Origin of the sequence: Vannielia litorea, from assembly GCF_900142295.1 — a bacterium.
Lineage (GTDB): Bacteria > Pseudomonadota > Alphaproteobacteria > Rhodobacterales > Rhodobacteraceae > Vannielia > Vannielia litorea.
Genome location: NZ_FSRL01000001.1, coordinates 3272934 through 3291863, shown reverse-complemented (window position 1 = coordinate 3291863; position 18930 = coordinate 3272934). Strand labels below are relative to the sequence as shown.

The 18930-nt window shown below is 67.6% G+C and carries 19 protein-coding genes; 13 read left to right on the top strand and 6 right to left on the bottom strand.

What is annotated here, in order from left to right; genetic code table 11:
• Position 1: 1 nt before the first annotated feature.
• From lptE to BUR94_RS16055, 3 genes are all read right to left on the bottom strand, one after another.
• Entirely contained in the window at positions 2-484 is a 483-nt protein-coding gene (lptE, locus tag BUR94_RS16065) for an LPS assembly lipoprotein LptE (RefSeq protein ID WP_074257180.1), read from the bottom strand.
• Positions 471-3014 (bottom strand): leucine--tRNA ligase, encoded by a 2544-nt coding sequence (gene leuS / locus BUR94_RS16060; RefSeq protein ID WP_074257179.1) that lies wholly within the window; start codon positions 3012-3014, stop codon positions 471-473. The genes lptE and leuS overlap by 14 nt, the downstream gene beginning before the upstream one ends.
• A 105-nt stretch (positions 3015-3119) precedes the next feature.
• On the bottom strand, positions 3120-3656 hold the full coding sequence (locus BUR94_RS16055; protein WP_074257178.1) for a DUF3576 domain-containing protein: 537 nt from the start codon (positions 3654-3656) through the stop codon (positions 3120-3122).
• Between the two features lie 237 nt (positions 3657-3893).
• Here BUR94_RS16055 and BUR94_RS16050 point away from each other — a divergent pair, with 237 nt between their 5' ends.
• The 4 genes from BUR94_RS16050 to BUR94_RS16035 all read left to right on the top strand — a co-directional run bounded on the left by BUR94_RS16050 (position 3894) and on the right by BUR94_RS16035 (position 8798).
• Complete coding sequence (locus tag BUR94_RS16050; RefSeq protein ID WP_074257177.1) at positions 3894-4889, top strand: porin; 996 nt, start codon at positions 3894-3896, stop codon at positions 4887-4889.
• A 123-nt stretch (positions 4890-5012) separates the two neighbouring features.
• Positions 5013-6512: a tetratricopeptide repeat-containing sulfotransferase family protein gene (locus BUR94_RS16045; RefSeq protein WP_074257176.1), complete on the top strand. Its 1500-nt coding sequence runs from the start codon at positions 5013-5015 to the stop codon at positions 6510-6512.
• Positions 6494-7153 (top strand): YggS family pyridoxal phosphate-dependent enzyme, encoded by a 660-nt coding sequence (locus BUR94_RS16040; RefSeq protein WP_074257175.1) that lies wholly within the window; start codon positions 6494-6496, stop codon positions 7151-7153. Before BUR94_RS16045 ends, BUR94_RS16040 begins: the two co-directional genes overlap by 19 nt.
• Positions 7154-7355: 202 nt before the next feature.
• On the top strand, positions 7356-8798 hold the full coding sequence (locus BUR94_RS16035) for a tetratricopeptide repeat-containing sulfotransferase family protein (RefSeq protein WP_074257174.1): 1443 nt from the start codon (positions 7356-7358) through the stop codon (positions 8796-8798).
• Here BUR94_RS16035 and BUR94_RS16030 read toward each other — a convergent pair.
• Complete coding sequence (locus BUR94_RS16030; protein WP_245794503.1) at positions 8795-9292, bottom strand: L,D-transpeptidase family protein; 498 nt, start codon at positions 9290-9292, stop codon at positions 8795-8797. The two genes, BUR94_RS16035 and BUR94_RS16030, sit on opposite strands and share 4 nt — an antisense overlap.
• A gap of 9 nt (positions 9293-9301) precedes the next feature.
• Complete coding sequence (gene ribA, locus BUR94_RS16025) at positions 9302-10369, bottom strand: GTP cyclohydrolase II (RefSeq protein WP_074257172.1); 1068 nt, start codon at positions 10367-10369, stop codon at positions 9302-9304.
• A gap of 161 nt (positions 10370-10530) precedes the next feature.
• On the opposite strand from ribA, the gene BUR94_RS16020 reads away from it, so the two are divergent.
• From BUR94_RS16020 to BUR94_RS16005, 4 genes are all read left to right on the top strand, one after another.
• Positions 10531-11217 carry a response regulator transcription factor gene (locus BUR94_RS16020; RefSeq protein WP_074257171.1) on the top strand — a complete coding sequence of 229 codons (687 nt, stop codon included), beginning with the start codon at positions 10531-10533 and terminating at the stop codon, positions 11215-11217.
• A 186-nt stretch (positions 11218-11403) separates the two neighbouring features.
• Positions 11404-11949 carry a L,D-transpeptidase family protein gene (locus tag BUR94_RS16015; protein ID WP_074257170.1) on the top strand — a complete coding sequence of 182 codons (546 nt, stop codon included), beginning with the start codon at positions 11404-11406 and terminating at the stop codon, positions 11947-11949.
• Positions 11950-11952: 3 nt separating this feature from the next.
• On the top strand, positions 11953-12921 hold the full coding sequence (locus BUR94_RS16010; RefSeq protein WP_084193068.1) for an alpha/beta fold hydrolase: 969 nt from the start codon (positions 11953-11955) through the stop codon (positions 12919-12921).
• 163 nt (positions 12922-13084) lie between these two features.
• Positions 13085-13873, top strand: a complete 789-nt coding sequence (locus BUR94_RS16005) for an exodeoxyribonuclease III (RefSeq protein ID WP_074257169.1) — start codon at positions 13085-13087, stop codon at positions 13871-13873.
• A gap of 167 nt (positions 13874-14040) precedes the next feature.
• Here the strand turns inward: BUR94_RS16005 and BUR94_RS16000 are convergent, their stop codons facing one another.
• Entirely contained in the window at positions 14041-14664 is a 624-nt protein-coding gene (locus tag BUR94_RS16000) for a GDSL-type esterase/lipase family protein (protein ID WP_074257168.1), read from the bottom strand.
• A 65-nt stretch (positions 14665-14729) separates the two neighbouring features.
• Here BUR94_RS16000 and BUR94_RS15995 point away from each other — a divergent pair, with 65 nt between their 5' ends.
• From BUR94_RS15995 to trxA, 5 genes are read left to right on the top strand one after another with little or no spacing between them, the layout of a single operon-like run.
• Positions 14730-16241 carry an FAD-binding oxidoreductase gene (locus tag BUR94_RS15995; protein ID WP_245794501.1) on the top strand — a complete coding sequence of 504 codons (1512 nt, stop codon included), beginning with the start codon at positions 14730-14732 and terminating at the stop codon, positions 16239-16241.
• On the top strand, positions 16238-16639 hold the full coding sequence (locus tag BUR94_RS15990) for a hypothetical protein (RefSeq protein ID WP_074257166.1): 402 nt from the start codon (positions 16238-16240) through the stop codon (positions 16637-16639). Before BUR94_RS15995 ends, BUR94_RS15990 begins: the two co-directional genes overlap by 4 nt.
• The gene (locus BUR94_RS15985) at positions 16636-17679 is read left to right on the top strand and encodes a hypothetical protein (RefSeq protein WP_342745210.1); all 1044 of its coding nucleotides are present in this window, start codon (positions 16636-16638) and stop codon (positions 17677-17679) included. The genes BUR94_RS15990 and BUR94_RS15985 overlap by 4 nt, the downstream gene beginning before the upstream one ends.
• On the top strand, positions 17663-17974 hold the full coding sequence (locus tag BUR94_RS15980) for a hypothetical protein (protein WP_245794499.1): 312 nt from the start codon (positions 17663-17665) through the stop codon (positions 17972-17974). Before BUR94_RS15985 ends, BUR94_RS15980 begins: the two co-directional genes overlap by 17 nt.
• Before the next feature lie 38 nt (positions 17975-18012).
• Complete coding sequence (gene trxA / locus BUR94_RS15975) at positions 18013-18927, top strand: thioredoxin (RefSeq protein ID WP_074257767.1); 915 nt, start codon at positions 18013-18015, stop codon at positions 18925-18927.
• Positions 18928-18930 lie beyond the last annotated feature (3 nt).

Genomic DNA, 18930 nt, shown 5'->3' with positions numbered 1-18930 from the left:
CTCACGGCAGAAAGCTCTCGGCGGTGGCCAGCAGGTGCGTCACCGCCTGGTCGGCCAGAATCACCATCAGCCGCGCCTCGGCGTCGCGGGCGGCGGTGGTGGTGGCCACGGTAGTGCCGGTGGCCGAATAGCTGGTAAAGCTGTGGGTCCGGCCGGTCGAGAGCACCACGTTGGTGGTGGTGTCGGTGACCTGGTAGCGCACCTCGCCGAGGATGTTGTAGCGCTGGGTCTCCTGGTCGGCGGTGATCGCCAGCCCCTCGCGGCGGGTGGTGATGGCATAGTCGAGCCGCATCGGCCCGGCGGCGGTGCGGCCCAGCCGGGTTTCGAGCCGGGAGACAAAATCGAACTCGTTCTCGGTCGTCGGCTCTGCGATCTCGACCTGCCCGTGCAAGGTCTCGCCGGGGCCGCCGGGGCCGTAGAGCGGGGCGAAGCCGCAGGCGCCCAGCAGGGCGAGCCCGCCGAAGAGGGCGCTACGCCACCACATTCACAATCCGTCCCGGCACCACGATCACCTTTTTCGGGGCAGCACCATCGAGCGCCCGGATCACAGCCTCCTCCGCCAGCGCGCGCTTTTCAACCTCCGCCTTGTCCATGTCCTTCGGCACGCTGATCTCTGCCCGGCGCTTGCCGTTCACCTGGATCGGCAGGGTCACCGTGTCTTCGACCAGCAGGGCAGGGTCGGCCTCGGGCCACGCGGCCTCGGCCACCAGCCCCTCGCGGCCCAGCATGTGCCAGACCTCCTCGGCCAGGTGCGGGGTCATCGGGGCCATGAGCTGCGCCATCGTGGCCATCGCCTCCTTCTTCGCCGCAGCGCCCGCCCCCGACTTGGAGAGCGTGTTGGTGAAGGCGTAGAGCCTGGCGATCGAGGTGTTGAAGGCAAAGCTCTCCACCCCCTCGGTCACATCCGCGATGGTGCGGTGCAGCGCCTTCATCAGCGCTTCGTCCTCGCCGTTCGCCGCCGTCTCGTCGCCCGCGATCTCGCCCGCCAGGCGCCAGACCCGCGCCAGGTGCCGGTTCGCCGCCTCCGCGCCCGAGGCCGTCCACTCCACGTCCCGCTCCGGCGGGCTGTCGGACAGCACGAACCAGCGCGCGGTATCGGCGCCGTAGCTCTCGATGATGTTCAGCGGGTCGACCACGTTGTTCTTGGACTTCGACATCTTGGCGGAGGGGATGACCTCCACCGCCGTGCCGTCCTTCAGCGCCGCGCCGCCCTCGCCCACCACCACGTCCTCGGGGTAATGATAGACCGGGCGGCCGTTCTCGTCCCGCGTCTGGTAGATCGCATGGGTCACCATGCCCTGCGTGAACAGCGCATTGAACGGCTCCTTGCTCTTTTCCGGCAGGTGGCCGGTGGCGGCCATCGCGCGGGCAAAGAAGCGCGAGTAGAGCAGGTGCAGGATCGCGTGCTCGATGCCGCCAACATATTGATCGACGTTCATCCAGTACTCCGCATCCGCCGCCACCGTGGGCGTGTCGGCGCGGGGCGCGGTGAAGCGGGCAAAATACCACGACGAATCGACGAAGGTGTCCATCGTGTCGGTCTCGCGCTTGGCCGCGCTGCCGCACTTCGGGCAGTCGCAATCGCGCCATGTCGGGTGGCGGTCCAGCGGGTTGCCCGGCACGTCGAAGGACACGTCATAGGGCAGCTCGATCGGCAGGTTCTCCTTCTTCTCCGGCACCACGCCGCAGGCGTCGCAATGCACCACCGGAATTGGGCAGCCCCAGTAGCGCTGACGGCTCAGGCCCCAGTCGCGGAGGCGAAACTTGGTCACCCCCTCGCCCCAACCCTCGGATTCGGCGCGGGCGATGGCCGTGGCCACGCCCGCCTCGCCGCTCTGCATCTCGTCCCCGGCGACCGGCTTGATGAAGCGCACCGTCTCGCTCTTGGCGGGCGTATAGGCCGCGCTCTCGTCCAGCGCGCCCTCGGCGGGGGCGAAGGTGTAGGTGATCGGCAGGCCGTACTTGGTGGCGAACTCGTAGTCGCGTTCGTCATGGGCCGGGCAACCGAAGATCGCGCCGGTGCCGTAGTCCATCAGGATGAAGTTGGCGATCCAGACCGGCAGCTCCCATGACGGGTCCAGGGGGTGCTTGACCTTGAGCCCGGTGTCGAAGCCCTTTTTCTCCGCCGTTTCAAGCTCTTCGGCCGTGGTGCCGCCCTTGGCGCATTCGGCGCGGAAGGCGGCGACCTGCGCGTCGCTCTCCGCCAGCTCACGGGCGAGCGGATGATCGGGCGAAATGCCGACAAAGCTCGCGCCCATCAGCGTGTCGGGCCGGGTGGTATATACTGTCACCGGATCGCCGCCGCCCACCCGCTCGAAGGCAAACTGCAGGCCACGGCTCTTGCCGATCCAGTTGGACTGCATCAGCCGCACCTTCTCGGGCCAGTCCTCGAGCCCGTCCAGCGCCTCCAGCAGCTCTTCCGACATGTCGGAAATCTTGAAGAACCACTGAGTCAGCTCGCGCCGCTCCACCTCGGCGCCCGAGCGCCAGCCCTTGCCGTCGATCACCTGCTCGTTGGCCAGAACGGTCATGTCGACCGGGTCCCAGTTGACCGTGGCATTGCGGCGGGTCACGAAGCCCGCCTCCAGCATGTCGAGGAACAGCGCCTGCTGCTGGCCGTAATATTCCACGTCGCAGGTGGCAAACATCCGGGTCCAGTCCAGCGAAAAGCCCAGCGGCTTCATCTGCGCGACCATCGTGTCGATGTTGCCGTAGGTCCAGTCCTTCGGATGGCCGTTGGAGTTCATCGCGGCGTTCTCGGCGGGCATCCCGAAGGCGTCAAAGCCCATCGGGTGCAGCACGTTGAACCCGCGCGCCCGCTTGTAGCGCGCCACCACGTCGCCCAGCGAGTAGTTGCGCACGTGGCCCATGTGGATCCGCCCCGAGGGGTAGGGGAACATCTCGAGCACGTAATACTTGGGGCGGCTCTCGTCGCGGGTCGCAACAAAGGTCTGGGCATCGTCCCAGGCCTTCTGCCAGCGCGGCTCGATCTCGGACGGGGTGAAGCGGGTCATGGCTGTCCTGCGGCAATACGAATGGTCCCGGCGTGTTTACGGCGGGCGCGGCGCAGGGTCCAGCGGGTAGGGGCAGGGCAGAGGCGCGGCGTGCGCCCTCTGCCTCTAGAGCTTGCCGTCCTGGATGCGGAGCTGGCGGGCGCGGGTGAGAATGGCATCCTCCACGGCGCGCACGGTGTCGGCATTGGCCGGGCCGGAGCGCGTCTGCAGCGCCACCTTGAGCGAGCGCGCATCGAGCGCCGGGTCCTGCACGTAGACGGTGGCGCGATAGGGCCGCCCGCCGCCCGGCGGTACGCCGTAGCCATAGATGATGACACCGGTGAAGGGGTCGACCGTCTGGATCGGCATGAAGTTCAGCACCTCCAGCGACGCGCGCCAGATGTACTTGTTCACCTCAACGGTGATGTTGGGGTCGTTGTTGTTGCCAAAGAGGTCCCAGATCGTCGACTGGCGCACCTTGCCCTTGTAGAGCTCGCGGCCCGCGGCATCGGTCTCGACCTGACGGGGCGCATTGCGGATGGTGCTCGACCCGCCGGAGCTGCCGCCAAGGCTGTTGCCCAGCCGTCCGCTCACGCCGCACGCCGTCAGCGTCAGCACAAGTGCCGTCAAACCTGCTGCGCGCAGTCCCTTCTGGAAGGTCATCTAAAACTGCCCCTCTCGCCCTTTTTTGCTTGTCTATCCGAGCGGCCCCAGCCCGACAAGGCTTTTTGCCCTGAAGGGCAGGGGAGATCACTGTGGCAGACATGCACCATATCCCGCAGAGTCCCGGCACGGCCTTTCCGCCATCATTGCAATCAAACGGCGAAAGAGCGAAACACCCTGCCATACCCAATGTGGATTCCCCGCGTTGGGCTGACCTTTGATAACGAGGGAAACACGATGAAAAAGGTTCTTCTCACTTCGACCGCGCTGGTCGCCTTCGCTGGCGCCGCGTCGGCAGAAGTCACCGTCACCGGCTCCGCCGAGATGGGCATCTACGGCGGCACTGGCGTCGAAACCCAGTTCTTCCAGGATATCGACGTCACCTTCACCATGTCGGGCGAAACCGACGGTGGCCTGACCTTCGGTGCCTCGGTTGACATCGACGAAACCGCAGCCGGCACTGACGTGACCGACGACAACGGCACCACGGTCTTCATCTCCGGCTCGTTCGGCACCGTCACCATGGGTGACACCGACGGCGCTCTTGACTGGGCCATCACCGACGCCGGCAACATCGGCAACCCCGGTTCGATCAACGACGCCGAGACCGGCCACGTTGGTTACAACGGCAACTGGCTTGATGGCGCCTACGACGGCCAGATCGTCCGCTACGACAACACCTTCGGTGACTTCGGCGTGGCCATCTCGCTCGAGATGGACGACACCTACCAGACCAGCCGTGAGACCGGCTACGCCATCGGCTTCAAGTACTCGACCGACCTCGGCGGTGCTGACCTGGCCCTCGGTCTTGGTTATCAGGAAGCTGACATCACCAACGCCGACGTGATCGTGGACAATATCCTCACGTCCATCGTGCCGTCGCCGGCGGTCCCCGCGGTCAAAGTGTCGGCTCTGGCTCTCGGCGCGACCGTGACCCTGGATTCTGGCTTCACCGCTGGCTTCACCTTCACCGACTTCTCGATCGATGGTACCGACGCCGACGTGACCCACACCGCTATCGGTCTTGGTTACACTGTCGATGCCTTCTCGGTGCACATGAACTACGGCGTGTTCGATCTCGACGGCGCCGAGCTTACCGGTTGGGGCCTGTCCGCTGGCTACGACCTCGGCGGCGGCGCTTCGGTTCTGGCCGGGTACGGTTCTTCCGACTACAGCGATGTTGGCGGCGACACCGTCGACAGCTGGTCGCTGGGTCTGTCGATGGCCTTCTGAGCCAGTCGAATACAGTTTGGGAAGAGCGGGCGTTTGCCCGCTCTTTTCTTTTTGGGATTCAGTCTTCACATGAAATCCGCTAGCTAGGGGCGGACCCGAAGCGGAAACGATGGCAGGCAGTCGATGGCGAGTTTTGCAATCAAGGACATCCCGAAGGAGTATCAGCGGGCGCTCAAGCTGCACACTTCAGGCAGGCTTAGAGAGGCACACCAGATCTATAACGAAATCGTTGCTGTCAGACCTCAGACAGCCGAGGCACACTATCAGATCGGGCGCATTGCACGCGAGGTTCGTGACTTCAAAGTCGCCGTTGCCGCGCTCAACCGTGCACTTCAGATAAAGGGAAAAGAGCCAGTTGTGCTACGCGAGCTTGCCCAGACCCTATCTGAGGCAGGCGATACCGAAGAGGCGCTGCGGGCCTTTCTCGAGCTAGCCAAGCTCAATACGCGAGACTACGACAGCCAGATGGATATCGCCTTGCTATTGCAGCGGCTTGGGCAGTTTGACGAGGCCGAGAAACACTTTCGCAAAGCTCTCCGCATCTTACCGGGCAATGGCGTTGCCTACCGAGCTTGGCTGCAGGGCAAGAAGGTGAAAGCGGGCGAGCCGGTGATCCGTGAGATGATGGAGGCTTACTCGAATCCGAAGATTCAAGGCAGAATGCGCTCCGACCTGTGCTTTGCACTGGCTAAGGCGATGGAAGACACCAAACAGTACAACAAGGTCTTTAAATTCCTTAAGGAGGGTAACCGGATCATTGGCGATACATTCCCCTTCGACAAGGCGGGTTTTGACCACGATTACGACTCCATACTCAATCTTCAGGCACCGATGGTCTGGCGCAAGGAAGTGCCGCCGCTTGACAACGAGTCTTTTGCACCCATCGTCGTGACCGGCCTGCCGCGCTCGGGCACCACCCTTGTCGAGCAGATCGTTGCTAGCCACAGCTCCGTTGAAGGTGGGGGCGAGATCGGCGTGCTCTCCAAGATGATCCGCCTCGCGATGAGCGACGAGAAGACGAAAGACTGGAGAAAAACTCTAAGTATCAATGATAAACAGTACGAGGCCTTTCCGGCGCGACTGGAGCACGAGTTTCGCAAGCGCGTAACCTTTGACAAACTGGTTACAGACAAGACTATTTCCAACTTTCGGTATATCGGGATGATTCGAGAGCTGGTTCCAAACGCACGTATCATCGTGGTCCGACGCGATCCACGCGATCAGTTGCTGTCGATTTACAAGAACGTCTTTGCGGAGAACACGCACACCTACGCGTACGATCTGGATAACCTCGCACTCTATTACAGCAAGTTCGTGGAATCCATGGAGTTCTGGCGGAAGACCCTTCCCGAAGCCTTTACCGAGATCGCCTATGAGAAGCTGGTCAACGATCCCGAAGTGCAAAGCCGCAAGCTCATCGCCGCCGCCGGGCTGGACTGGGAAGATGCCTGCCTCGAGTTCCACAAGGCGAAACGCGACGTGAAAACCCTGTCGATCCATCAGGTCCGGCAACCGATGTACACAAGCTCGGCGCGGGCCTGGGAGAAATACGCGGATGATCTAAAACCGCTTACGGAGGCGCTTGAGAGGCACGGGGTGTTGGATTGGCACTACCAGACATAAATGACCGCGTGGCCAAGGCCGCCGCAAAGGCCGGTCGTACGCCCGCGGAGGTGAAGCTCATCGCCGTCTCCAAGGTGCAGCCCGACGCGCGGGTGGATGCCGTGCTCTCCGAGGGGCACCGCGTGTTCGGCGAGAACCGGGTGCAGGAGGCGCAGGGCAAGTGGCCCGGCTTCCGCGAGCGGTTCGACGGCATCGAGCTGCACCTCATCGGCCCGTTGCAGAGCAACAAGGCCCGCGTGGCAATGGAGCTTTTCGACTGCATCCACACCGTCGACCGCCGCAAGATCGCCGCCACCATCGCCCGCCTCGCCGACGAGCTGGGCCGGTGCCCCGAGCTCTTCATCCAGGTCAACACCGGCGAGGAGCCGCAGAAGGCGGGCTGCCTGCCCTCCGAGGTGGATGGCTTCGTCGCCGAATGCCGGATGCTCTCGCTGCCGGTGAAGGGGCTCATGTGCATCCCGCCCGTCGAGGAGGAACCCTCGCTGCATTTCGCGCTGCTGGCCAGGATGGCCGCGCGCAACGGGCTCGACGGGTTGTCGATGGGCATGAGCGCCGATTTCGAGCGCGCCATCGCGCTGGGAGCGACTCACATCCGGGTCGGCTCCGCGATCTTCGGCGAGCGGGTGTCCCAGGCGAGCTGACTGCCCGCCGCTCAATCTATGGGCGAAGCGCCTGTTTCGTGATCACATCCCCTGCGGTGGCGCACAGAAGGCGGAGGTCAGCGTGCGGCCCCGCACATAACTGATTCAAAACAACTTTTTTGTGAACGAAACCGTTCGGTTCAGGGTTTCGCGCGGCCTTCGCCACGGGCTACCGTCAGCTGGGGAGGGGTGGAGATGCGCAATGCCCACCTTTCGAATTGAAGACATTCCGGCCGTCTACCGTCAGGCCCGCCAGCTTCAGGCCGCCGGGCGGCTGACTGAGGCCTGCGCGCTCTACGAGGATATCGTCGAGCTGCGCCCCCAGACCGCGGAGGCCCATTACGAGATCGGCCGGATCACCCATCGCACCGGCGACCTGGGCACCGCGCTCCGGGCGCTCGATCTCGCCCGCAAGCACCGCCCCGGGGAGCTTGCCGTGCTGAAGGAGCGCGCCGAGGTCCTCTCCGACTGCGGCCGCATCGAGGCCGCGATCGCCGCCCAGCGCGAGCTGCAGGCCCTCGCGCCCGGCAACCCCGCGCCCCACGTCGAGATCGGCCTGCTCGAGCAGCGCGCCGGACGCCGCGACCGGGCAGAGGCCGCCTTCGCCGCCGCCCAGCGGCTGCGGCCCGGCGACGGTGAGCTTTACCGCCTGCGCATGACCGCCCATCGCACCCGCCCCGGCGATCCGCTGATCGACGAGATGCGCCGTCTCCACGCCAGCGGCACCACCTCGGGCCCCTCCCGCGCCTCCCTGTGCTTTGCCCTGGCCCGCGCGCTGGAGCAATCGGGCGCGGAGCCCGGCGAGATTTGGACCTACCTCGACGAGGGCAACGCCCTGATCCGCGTGCGCCATCCCTACGACCCCGCCGCCCGCGAGGCCGAGGACGCCGCCCTGATCGCCGCCACCGAGCGCCTGCCCTCCGCACAGGCCCGCCTGCCCGAAGGCTTCCGCCCCATCTTCATTACCGGCCTCCCCCGCGCCGGGACCACGCTGGTCGAGCAGATGCTGGCCAGCCACCCCGAGGTGACAGGCGGCGGCGAGATGGCGGTGACCGGCGCCCGCATCCGCCAGGCGATCTCGGGCGCGCTCGCGCCGGAGGCCTTCGCACCCGCGCTCGAAAGCGCCATGCGCGGCAAGCTCGCCTTCACCCGCCACGTGACCGACAAGTCCCTGCAGGCCTACCGCCACATCGGCGCGCTCGCCAGGCTCCTGCCCGGCGCCCCGCTCTTCGTCCTCCACCGCGACCCGCGCGACCAGCTCTTCTCCATCTACCGGCAGGTCTTCCGTGCGGGCCGCCACCGCTATGCCTACGGCCTCACCGATCTTGCCCATGCCTACGCCTGCTATCGCCGGATGGTCGCCCATTGGCGCGAGGCCGCGCCCGGCAGCTTTGTCGAGCTGGACTACGAGGCGCTTGTCGCCGCCCCCGAGGCGGGCGCGCGCCAGGTCGTCGCCGCTGCCGGCCTTGCCTGGGATCCCGCGGTGATGGAGTTCCACAAGTCCACCCGCGATGTGCGCACCCTCTCCGCCGCACAGGTCCGCGAACCGGTCCACGACCGCTCCATCGGGGCGTGGAAGCCCTATGCGACCCAGCTCGCCCCGATGCTCGAGGCCCTGAAGGCCGAGGGCCTGCTCCCGGATTAACCCGGCGCGGGCACCAGCAGCGGCGTGCCCGGCGCGGCCCGGGCGGCGATCCACGCCATGTCGGCGGGCGCAAAGGCCAGGCAGCCCTCGGTCGGGTGGCACCGCTTCCGCCAGCGGTGCAAGAAGATGGCCGATCCCGCGCCGGGTACGGCGGGCGTGTTCCAGTCGGTCGTCAGCACAATGTCATAGAGCCGGTCGGCCCGGCGCATCCGCTCGTGGCTGGCGGCGTAGGGCGCCTTGACGAGGCTGTTGTAGCGCCCGTCCTCCGCCGCATCCGACCACAGGTCGCGCGGCCCGATGGCAATCGCCCAGGGCGCCGGCGCGGCCACCCTGTCGGGCCGGTAGTAGCAGGCGAGGATCCGATGCCGCCCCACCGGCGTCGCCCCGTCCCCCTCCCGCTTGTCGGCCCGGATGCCGCCCCGCCCGACCACCGCCGGAATCAGCCGCCCCTCGAAGAGAAGCCCGCGCGGGGTGAGCCGCATGACCCTATGCATCACCGCAGATCACAGCAGGTGCCCCGACTTCGCCGCCTTGGTGGCGAGGTAGCCCGCGTTCTCCGCCGTCCGCCCCACCTTCAGCGGCACGCGCTCCACCACCTCGATCCCCTTGGCCTGCATCATCGCGATCTTGGCCGGGTTGTTGGTCATCAGCCGCACGCGACCCACGCCCATCTTGCCCAGCAGCGCCGCGCCGATGCGAAAATCGCGCTCGTCATCCTCGAACCCCAGCCGGTGATTGGCCTCGACGGTGTCGAAGCCCTGATCCTGAAGGCTGTAGGCCCGCATCTTGTTGGCCAGCCCGATGCCGCGCCCCTCCTGGTTGAGATACAGCAGCAGCCCGCCGCCGGCCTCGCCCATCGCCGCCAGCGCGGCATGAAGCTGCGGCCCGCAATCGCACTTCAGCGAGCCCAGCACGTCACCGGTGAAGCAGGCAGAGTGCAGCCGGGTCAGCACCGGCGCCTCCCGGTCCGGCCGGCCCACCTCGACCACGTAGTGCTCCTCGCTCCCGTCGCCGGGCCGGAACACATGCAGTTTCCCGCGCCCGGCGAGATGCATCGGCAGCCGGGCCGAGACGGCCTCGGCAAAGGGCGCCAGCGCCTCGTCGGCCTGGGTGCCGATCCGGGTCAGGCCCTGCGGCGCGGGCCCGGTCAGCGGGGCCACCAGCACGGCGGGCAACACGCGGGCCTCCTTGGCCAGCCGCAGGCCGGCGCGGGCGATCTCGGGGCAGCCGTCGGTGCCCCGCAGGGCGGTGAAGGGGCCCTTCATCGGCTGTGCCAGGTCGCTCGCCGGGTCGGCCACGGCGGCGGCCCAGGCGGCGGCGCCCTCGGCGGGCAGCTTCAGCCGGGCCATGTCGCCGTCATAGGCGCGGGCCTTCAGGGTTTCGGCGCGGCGCGCGGTGATCGCCAGGTAGGCCCCGGCCTCCACCATCCCGGCCACCCGCTCGCCCGCCGCCTGTTCGGCGGCCATGACAAGCGCGGCCGTGCCCCCCTGCACGATCACCACGGGCAGCCCCAGCCGCAGATCGGCCCTTGCGCGGGCGCGCATCTCTTGCGGGGTGGGCAGCAGGCTCATGCGGAATACCTCTGGCGGAACTCAAGCTCATCTAGTGGGTTTTCGTAGGAATATGAAACATTTCCGCCCTCCCGCACACGGTTGCGTGAGCGATTTGCAGCAAATCTTGTCGCTCTCGTGTGGCACTCACATCTCCGAGAGAGCAAGAAAGGAGGCTTACCATGGCCAACCTGAAGAAAATTCTTCTCGTCGACGACGATGAGGACCTGCGCGAGGCGCTGAGCGAGCAGCTCGTGATGACCGAGGATTTCGACGTGTTCGAGGCCGGCGATGGCCACGGCGCGATGGAAAAGGTCAAGAACGCGATCTACGATCTCGTCATCCTCGACGTGGCACTCCCCGATACCGACGGCCGCGAACTGTGCAAGCTGATGCGCAAGCAGGGGGTAAAATGCCCGATCCTGATGCTCACCGGCCAGGACAGCGACGCCGACACCATCCTCGGCCTCGACGCGGGCGCCAACGATTATGTCACCAAGCCGTTCAAGTTTCCGGTGCTGCTGGCCCGCATCCGCGCCCAGCTCCGGCAGCACGAGCAGAGCGAAGATGCCGTGTTCCAGCTCGGGCCCTACACCTTCAAGCCCGCGATGAAGATGCTGGTCGACGAGGCCGAAAAGAAGATCCGCCTCACCGAGAAAGAGACCAACATCCTCAAGTTCCTCTACCGGGCGAGCGAGGGCGTGGTGCCGCGCGACATCCTGCTGCACGAGGTCTGGGGCTACAACGCGGGCGTGACCACGCACACGCTGGAAACCCACATCTACCGCCTGCGCCAGAAGATCGAGCCCGATCCCTCCAACGCGCGCCTGCTGGTGACCGAGAGCGGCGGCTACCGCCTGGTCGCCTGAAAATCCCCCGTGGCCGGGGTTACGGCCACACCTCCCTGTTGGACTGGCCCGGGTTTGCGCCCGGGCCTTTTTTCTGCGGCGCGCGCTCTGCCCGTCATCCTCGGGCCCGCCCCGAGGATCTCCTGCGGCACCCGGCGGCGCACATCGCTCTACTCCCGACGCGCGGCAAATGCTAAACGGCGGCCCATGAAGCGTTTTTTCAAGATCGCCGTGGCGCTCGCCGCGCTTGCTCTCTTTCTCGCCGGCTACACCGCCGCCATGGCCCGTGTCGGCTCGGGCACCGCGCCCGACATGGCCCCGAAGGCCGAGCAGGCCGATGCCCTCCGCGTCGACAAGTCCGAGCGCCGCCTCGACCTGCTGCGCAACGGCGAGGCGATCGCCAGCTACGCCATCAGCCTTGGCGCCGCACCGGAGGGCCACAAGGGCCGCGAAGGCGACGAGCGCACGCCCACGGGCGACTACGTGATCGACTGGCGCAATCCGAATTCCATCGCCCACCTCTCGCTGCACATCTCCTACCCGAACGAGGCCGACCGCGCCCGGGCAGCCGAGGCGGGCGTGAGCCCGGGCGGCGACATCATGATTCACGGGCTTCCCAACGGCTGGGGCTGGCTCGGCGCCGTCCACCTGGTGTGGGACTGGACCAACGGCTGCATCGCCGTGACCGACGCCCAGATGCGCGAGATCTGGTCCCTCGTGCCCGATGGCACCCCCATCACCATCACGGAGTGACCCGTGGGCCGCTGGCTGAAGCTCCTGTTCAAGCTGCTCGCATGGGTCGTTCTGATCGTCCTGGTGACTTTGCTGGCCCTCCGCCTGCTGGCCGCCCTGCGCGAGACCCGCACCGAGGCCCCCGCGCCCGGCGCACTGGTGCAAACAGATCTCGGCGCGCTCTACGTGATCGACATGGGCCCGCGCGATGGCCCGCCCGTCCTGCTGATCCACGGCTCGATCGGCTGGTCGGCCTTCTGGGAGGAGACGCTGGTGGCCCTCGCCGCCCAGGGTTACCGCGCCATCGCCTTCGACATGCCGCCGATGGGCTGGTCCGAGCGTGATCCGGCGGGCGATTACGGCCGGGCCAGGCAGGCTCAGCGCGTGCTGGCCCTGACCGAAGCGCTTGGCATAAGCCCGGTGCTGGTGGCCCACAGCTTTGGCGCCGGGGCCGGGGCCGAGGCGGTCATGGCCGACTCCTCCGCCTTCGCCGGCTTCCTCGTGGTCGACGGCGCCATCGGGCTGGAGGCGCAGGCCAAACCCCTGCCGCTGCCGCTGCGCTCCGGGGCCGTCCGGCAACTGGCGGTCTCCGCCAGCATCACCAACCCCTGGGCGATGCAGCCCATGCTCCGGGCCTTCCTGCATGTGAAGGACCGCGCCGCGCCCTATGTCGACACGCTGAATGCGCCCATGATGCGCACTGGCACCACGGCGGCCATGGCCGACTGGCTGCCCACCCTGCTCACCCGTCCCGAAGAGGCGCCGAGTGTGACCGAGGAGGGCTGGCGCGGTCTTGCCCTGCCCACCGGCTTCCTCTGGGGCGTCGAGGATACGGCCACCCCGCTGGCGCAGGGCGAGCGGCTCGCGGCGCTGGTCGAAGGCTCCCGCCTCTGGCCGCTCGAAGGGCTGGGCCATATCCCGCAGATCGAGGACCCGGCGGCCTTTCAGGCCGCGCTGATCGAGGCGCTGGAGTGGGTCGAAAGCGCCCGGTAGGTCAGGGCAAGCCCCGACCCGGGGCGCCACGAACCCCAACGTCGGATCGGCACAGAGGCTCTCCACGCTGCGGTGACAGGAGACCCGGGACAAGGGGTGGAATCCGCCCGCCCGCCGGTCTATCCCGTGGCCGAGCAACGGAGGCGGGCCAAGGGGGCAGGACATGGCATTTTCACTGGCGACCTGGAACATCAACTCGGTCCGGCTCCGCGCCGACCTGGTGGCGCGGCTGATGCGCGAGGAAATGCCCGACGTGCTGTGTTTGCAGGAGTGCAAGAGCCCGGTCGACAAGATCCCGGTCGAGATCTTCGAGGCGCTCGGCTACACCCACATGGTCGCCCGCGGCCAGAAGGGCTACAACGGCGTGGCGATCCTGTCGAAGCTGCCGATCGAGGAGGTCGGCGCGGCGGATTACGCCAAGCTGGGCCATGCCCGCCACATCGCCGGACGGCTCGAGAACGGGGTGACCATCCACAACTTCTACGTCCCCGCCGGCGGCGATGTGCCCGACCGCGAGGTGAACGAGAAATTCGGCCAGAAGCTCGACTACCTCGCCGAGATGCGTGACGCCTTCCACGCCGAGGCGCCGGAAAAGGCGATCCTCGTCGGCGATCTCAACATCGCGCCGCGCGAAGATGACGTCTGGGATCACAAGAAACTGCTGAAGATCGTCTCCCACACCCCCGTCGAGGTCGAGGCGCTGGGCGCCGCGCAGGACGCGGGCAAATGGGTCGACATCACCCGCAAGGACATCCCCGAGGGGTTGCTCTACAGCTGGTGGTCCTACCGCGCCCGGGATTGGGACGAGGCCGACAAGGGCCGCCGGCTCGACCACGTCTGGGCCACGCCCGACATCGCCAACGCGGGCCACTCCAGCCGTATCCTCCGCCCGGTGCGCGGCTGGGAGAAGCCCTCGGACCACGCCCCGGTGTTCGCCGAATTCGACCTCTGACGCGGGCCGCACCGGCGCGCAGGTGGGGGCGCTGCCCCCACACCCCCGAGGTATTTCGGCCAAGAAGATGAGGCAGGTGCGGGCAATTTTGATCAAATTGTCCCTTTCAATCTGATTGTCCTTGTCGCGCTGCGGGATCCTGCCTGTCGTGGAGCCGCAGGGCAGGGTCAGGAGAGATGGGCGGCCAGGGCCTTGCCCAGCACCACGTGATCCTCCGCCGCGATGTGGATGCCGTCCACCGGGCTGACCGGGATCACCGACCCGGCATCGAAAAAGTCGAGCCCCCGCACCCCGGCCAGTGCTGCCAGCGCCGGGGCGAGGCGCAGCTGTGATGCGCCCGCGAACTCCGCCGCAAAGGGCCCGGCCTCGACCGGGGCCGGGGGCGCCAGGAGGGTGATCCGCATCCCCGGATGCCGCGCGGCCTCTTCCTCGCTCATGGCGATGTCGAGCAGCCCCGCGATCCCCGCCGCGATCTTCTCCGCGCTGGGCTGGAACCGCGCCTTGCAGTCGTTTGTCCCCAGCATCACCACCAGCCGGTCGAGCGGCGCGTGGCTCCTCAGCGCCATCCGCAGCGCGGGGCGGGCGTTCATGAAGGCCCCCATCACCGGGTCGTCGTGCTGCGTGGTCCGGCCGGGCAGCCCCTCCTCGATCAGCTCCACATCGCCCATGGCCGCGGCCATCACGCAGGGCCAGCGGGTGTCGCGGCCGAACCTTTCGTGCCGCCCGCGCGCCGCCATCGGGGGCGTGCCATGGGTGTTGCTGTCGCCGAAGCAGAGAATCCTTTGTGCCACGGTCGCCTCCTCTCCTTGCCGCTCCGGCAGCTTTTCCGTTTTCCGGCGCGCCGTCCATTGGCAGGATGGCGCAAAAGCGAGGGCAGGTGATGGGCAAGTTGGGCCGCAGGGCCGTGGTGTTCGGGGCAGGGGCCGCCGCAGGCGTGGCGGGCGCGAAGTGGCTGAAGAGCGACGTGCCGGTGCTTGCCGGCACCCGGTCGATCGCGCCACAGGGCCGCGTCAACACGATGAACGACGCCTCCGGCCTCTCGGAGACCCCCGTCGCCAAGCACGTCATCCTCACCGACGATTCGGGCGAGAGCCTCGTCGCCGCGCTCCGGGCCGAGCTGAAGGAGGCCGCCTCGGAGGGCCGCCCGGTGAACCTGGGCGCGGCGCGGCACTCGATGGGCGGGCAGGCGATTCCGCGCGAGGGCACGGCGATCAGCTACCGCAATCCCTTCGTCGAGCTCGACACCGGGGCGCAAACCTACCGCGCCCATGCCGGCGCCCGATGGTACGAGGTGATCGCCGCGCTCGACCCGGCGGGCTTTGGCCCGGCGGTGATGCAGTCGAACTCCGATTTCGGCCTCGCCGCGACCTTCTCGGTCAACGCCCACGGCTGGCCGGTGCCCTATGGCCCGATGGGCTCCACCGTGCGCGAGGTGACGATGGTGCTGCCCGATGGCGAGCTGGTCACCGCGAGCCGGACCGAGAACGCCGAGCTCTTCGCCATGGCGATGGGCGGCTACGGCCTCGTCGGCCTCATCACCGAGATGGTGGTGGATATGGTGCCCAACCAGCGGCTGGTGCCGAGCTTCCGGCGCATGGAGGCCGAGGCCTTTGCCCCCGCCTTTCGCGCCGCCGTCGACTCGCCCGATGTTCCCATGGCCTATGGCCGCCTCAACGTGGGCCGCGCCGAGTTTGTCACCGAGGCGCTGCTCATCACCTATGGCACGGACCCCGAGAGCACCGAGATCCCGCCCGCCGAATACGCCTCGGGCTTCACCTCCCGGGCCGCCGCCCGGCTCTACCGCTGGCAACTGGGCAACGAGCGGATGAAGCGGGCACGCTGGTGGACCGAGTCGCGCTTTGCACCCATGCTCGCAGGCGCCGCCAACCGCAACGCGCTGATGAACGAGCCCGTGGTCACGCTGGACGATGGCGACGCGGCCCGCACCGACATCCTCCACGAGTACTTCGTGCCCTTCGACCGCTTCTCCGATTTCCTCCAGGTCTGCCGCGCGGTGATTCCGGCCAGCTACCAGGAGTTCCTGAACGTCACCCTGCGGTTCGTCGATACCGACACGACAAGCTGGCTCTCCTACGCCCGCGTGCCCCGTATCGCCGCGGTGATGAGCTTCTCCCAAGAAATGACAGCGCGCGGCGAGGCCGACATGGCCCGCATGACCCGCGCCCTGATCGAGGGCATCAACGCCATCGGCGGGGCCTATTACCTGCCCTACCGGCCCCACGCCACGCTCGACCAGCTGCACACGGCCTACCCCCGCGCCGCCGAATTTGCCGCGCGCAAACGCGAGATCGACCCGGGGCTGCTGCTCCGGAACAACCTTTGGGACACATACCTGGGGGAGCTATGACCCTTCTTCGCCTCATCGCCTTCGGCTACTTCATTGCCCTCCTCGGGGCCGCCGCGCTGAACTACGTGCCCGGCATCACCGACAGCGAGGGCCTCGCCTTCGGCATCTTCGAGCTGGATATCTTCGACGACGCGCTGCACCTCGCCTCCGCCCTCTGGGCGCTGGGCGCGGCGCTCGCCTCGCACCGGGCCAGCAAGCTCTTTCTCGTCGTCTTCGGCGCGCTCTACCTCGCCGACGGGGCGATGGGGCTGGCCTTCGGCTCGGGCTACCTCGACATGGGCATCTTCACCAACGGCGTGCTCGACCTGCCCTTCGGCTTCAAGATCCTCGCCAACCTGCCCCATATCGGCCTGGGCGGCTTTGCCCTCTTCGCCGGCCTCGTGCTGGACCGCAAATGATCCGCTGGCTCTGGAAATGGGTCAAACGGCTGCTGGTGGTGGCGGCCCTGCTGATCGCCGCCCTGCTGGCGCCGGTGGGCTACGTGGAGGTCGCCTGCCGGGGCGGCGACCCGGTGGCGGGCGATTACGCGCCGCTGCTGCCGCCCCAGTGGCACCGCGCCGAGGGCCGCACCCTGATGACCTATCCCGAGTGGCACATCGTCCATGCCTATGACGATTACGCGCAGGTCATCACCGAGGGGGACCCGCACGACTTTGGCTACCTCCGCGCCGTCGGCGGCTTCTGGGGCTCGCTCTGCGCCCTCTCCGAGGCCTCCCCGCCCCACGGCGGGTTCGACTGGACGACCAAGCAGACGATCTATGTCATCGGCGTCAGCTTCACCGCCGAGCTGATGCTGAAGGCCGCCTACGAAGAGACCGTCGGGCGCTTCTACACCTGGCGGCGCGGGCCCGGACATTCGGCGCTGGATATCCTTTCTGCCCGTCAGGCGCGGGACTATGCGGCCTTTCTCCAGCAGACCCCGTGGTACAAGTGGGATTTCAAGGCCGACATCGCCGAGCAGGCGGCGGCGACCCAGGGCACCCCTCGCGACAACGAGCGGCGGCTGGCGCTGGGTATCGAGTTTTCCGCCAAGGCGGCCTACGCGGGCGTGATCGAGCAGGCGGTGGCCGGCGTGGGGGCCGATGCGCTGCGGCTGCGAATGGTGGTGCAGGCCACGCCGGAACAGGTGGCCGGGCTGGCGGGCGTGGATCTGGTCGAAACCCGCCCCGAAGGCCTCGTGCTCGAAACCCCGCGCTACCGCGAGCTGACCGGGCTGATGAAGGAGATGGCCGCCCGCGGCGTGGAGTTCACCGAGATCGCCGGCAACGACGACATCATGCTCACCGCCCTCGCCGCGGCCCCACTTCCGGGCGCGCTCTACGCAAAGGACCGGCAGGGCTACGGCGACACCCGCTCGCTCCTGCTGATGAAAGTCGCCGATCTCGCTGCCTTCCTCCGCGAGAACGGCGCTATGGTGGAGCATGTCCACGATTATTAGGCGCATCGCCCTCTGGGCGCCGGTGATCCTCGTCGCCTGGGTCGCGGTCATGGCGCTGGTGATGCGGTTTTCCGATGCGGCCCCCGCGGCGGTGGTGATGCTGCCGTCGCGGGCGTTTCTCGCCGCGCTCCCGCCGGATGCCGCGATCCTCCGCCAGACTGCCGCGACCATCACGCTCAAGTCCGACACACCCGACTTTGCGGCGCGACTCTACCGCGCAGGGGCGCTTCTGGTGCTGCCCGCAGGGCTGACCGGGTGCCTTCCGCTCCCCGGTGCCCTTGCAAACAAGGGCTGAGTGCTCCATCTACCCGGCAACTGGTAATGGAGGCCCCGATGCTCGAATTCGGCCAAGGCAACAACGAAGCCGCGCCCGCAGGCGATTTCATCAAGGACGTGAACGAAGCCGACTTCATGAAGGAGGTCATCGAGGCCTCGCGCGAGGTGCCGGTGATCGTCGATTTCTGGGCCACCTGGTGCGGGCCGTGCAAGACGCTGGGCCCCCAGCTCGAAGCCGCCGTGACGGCGCTGAAGGGCAGGGTGAAGATGGTGAAGGTCGATGTCGATCGCAACCAGGGCATCGCCGGCCAGCTGCGCATCCAGTCCATCCCCACCGTCTATGCCTTCTGGCAGGGCCAGCCGGTCGACGGTTTCCAGGGCGCGCTGCCCGAGAGCCAGCTGAAGGAGTTCGTCAGCAAGGTCGCCGCGCTTTCGGGCGATGACGGCGGGCTGGCCGAGGCGCTGGCCACCGCCGAGGAGATGCTGGAGCAGGGCGCGGCCGCCGATGCCGCCGAGGTCTTCGGGGCGATCCTCGGCGAAGAGCCCGAGAACGCCGCCGCCTTCGGCGGGCTGGTGCGCGCCCATGTTGCCGCCGGTCAGACCGAGCAGGCCGAGGCCTTGCTGGCCAACGTGCCCGCCGCCATCGCCGGCTCCGCCGAGGTCGAGGCCGCGCGCGCCCAGATCGAGCTGCTGAAGCAGGCTGCCAACGCCGGCCCCCTGGCCGAGCTCACCGCCGCCGTCGAGGCCGACCCGGCCAACCACCAGGCCCGCTTCGACCTGGCCAACGCGCTGCAGGCCGCGGGCGAGACCGAGGCTGCCGTGGATCATCTGCTCGAGCTCTTCCGCCGTGACCGCGAGTGGAACGACGGCGCCGCCAAGACCCAGCTCTTCACCATCTTCGATGCGCTCAAGCCGCAGGACCCGGTGGTGCTGAAGGGCCGCCGCAAACTCTCGTCGATGATATTTGCCTGACGC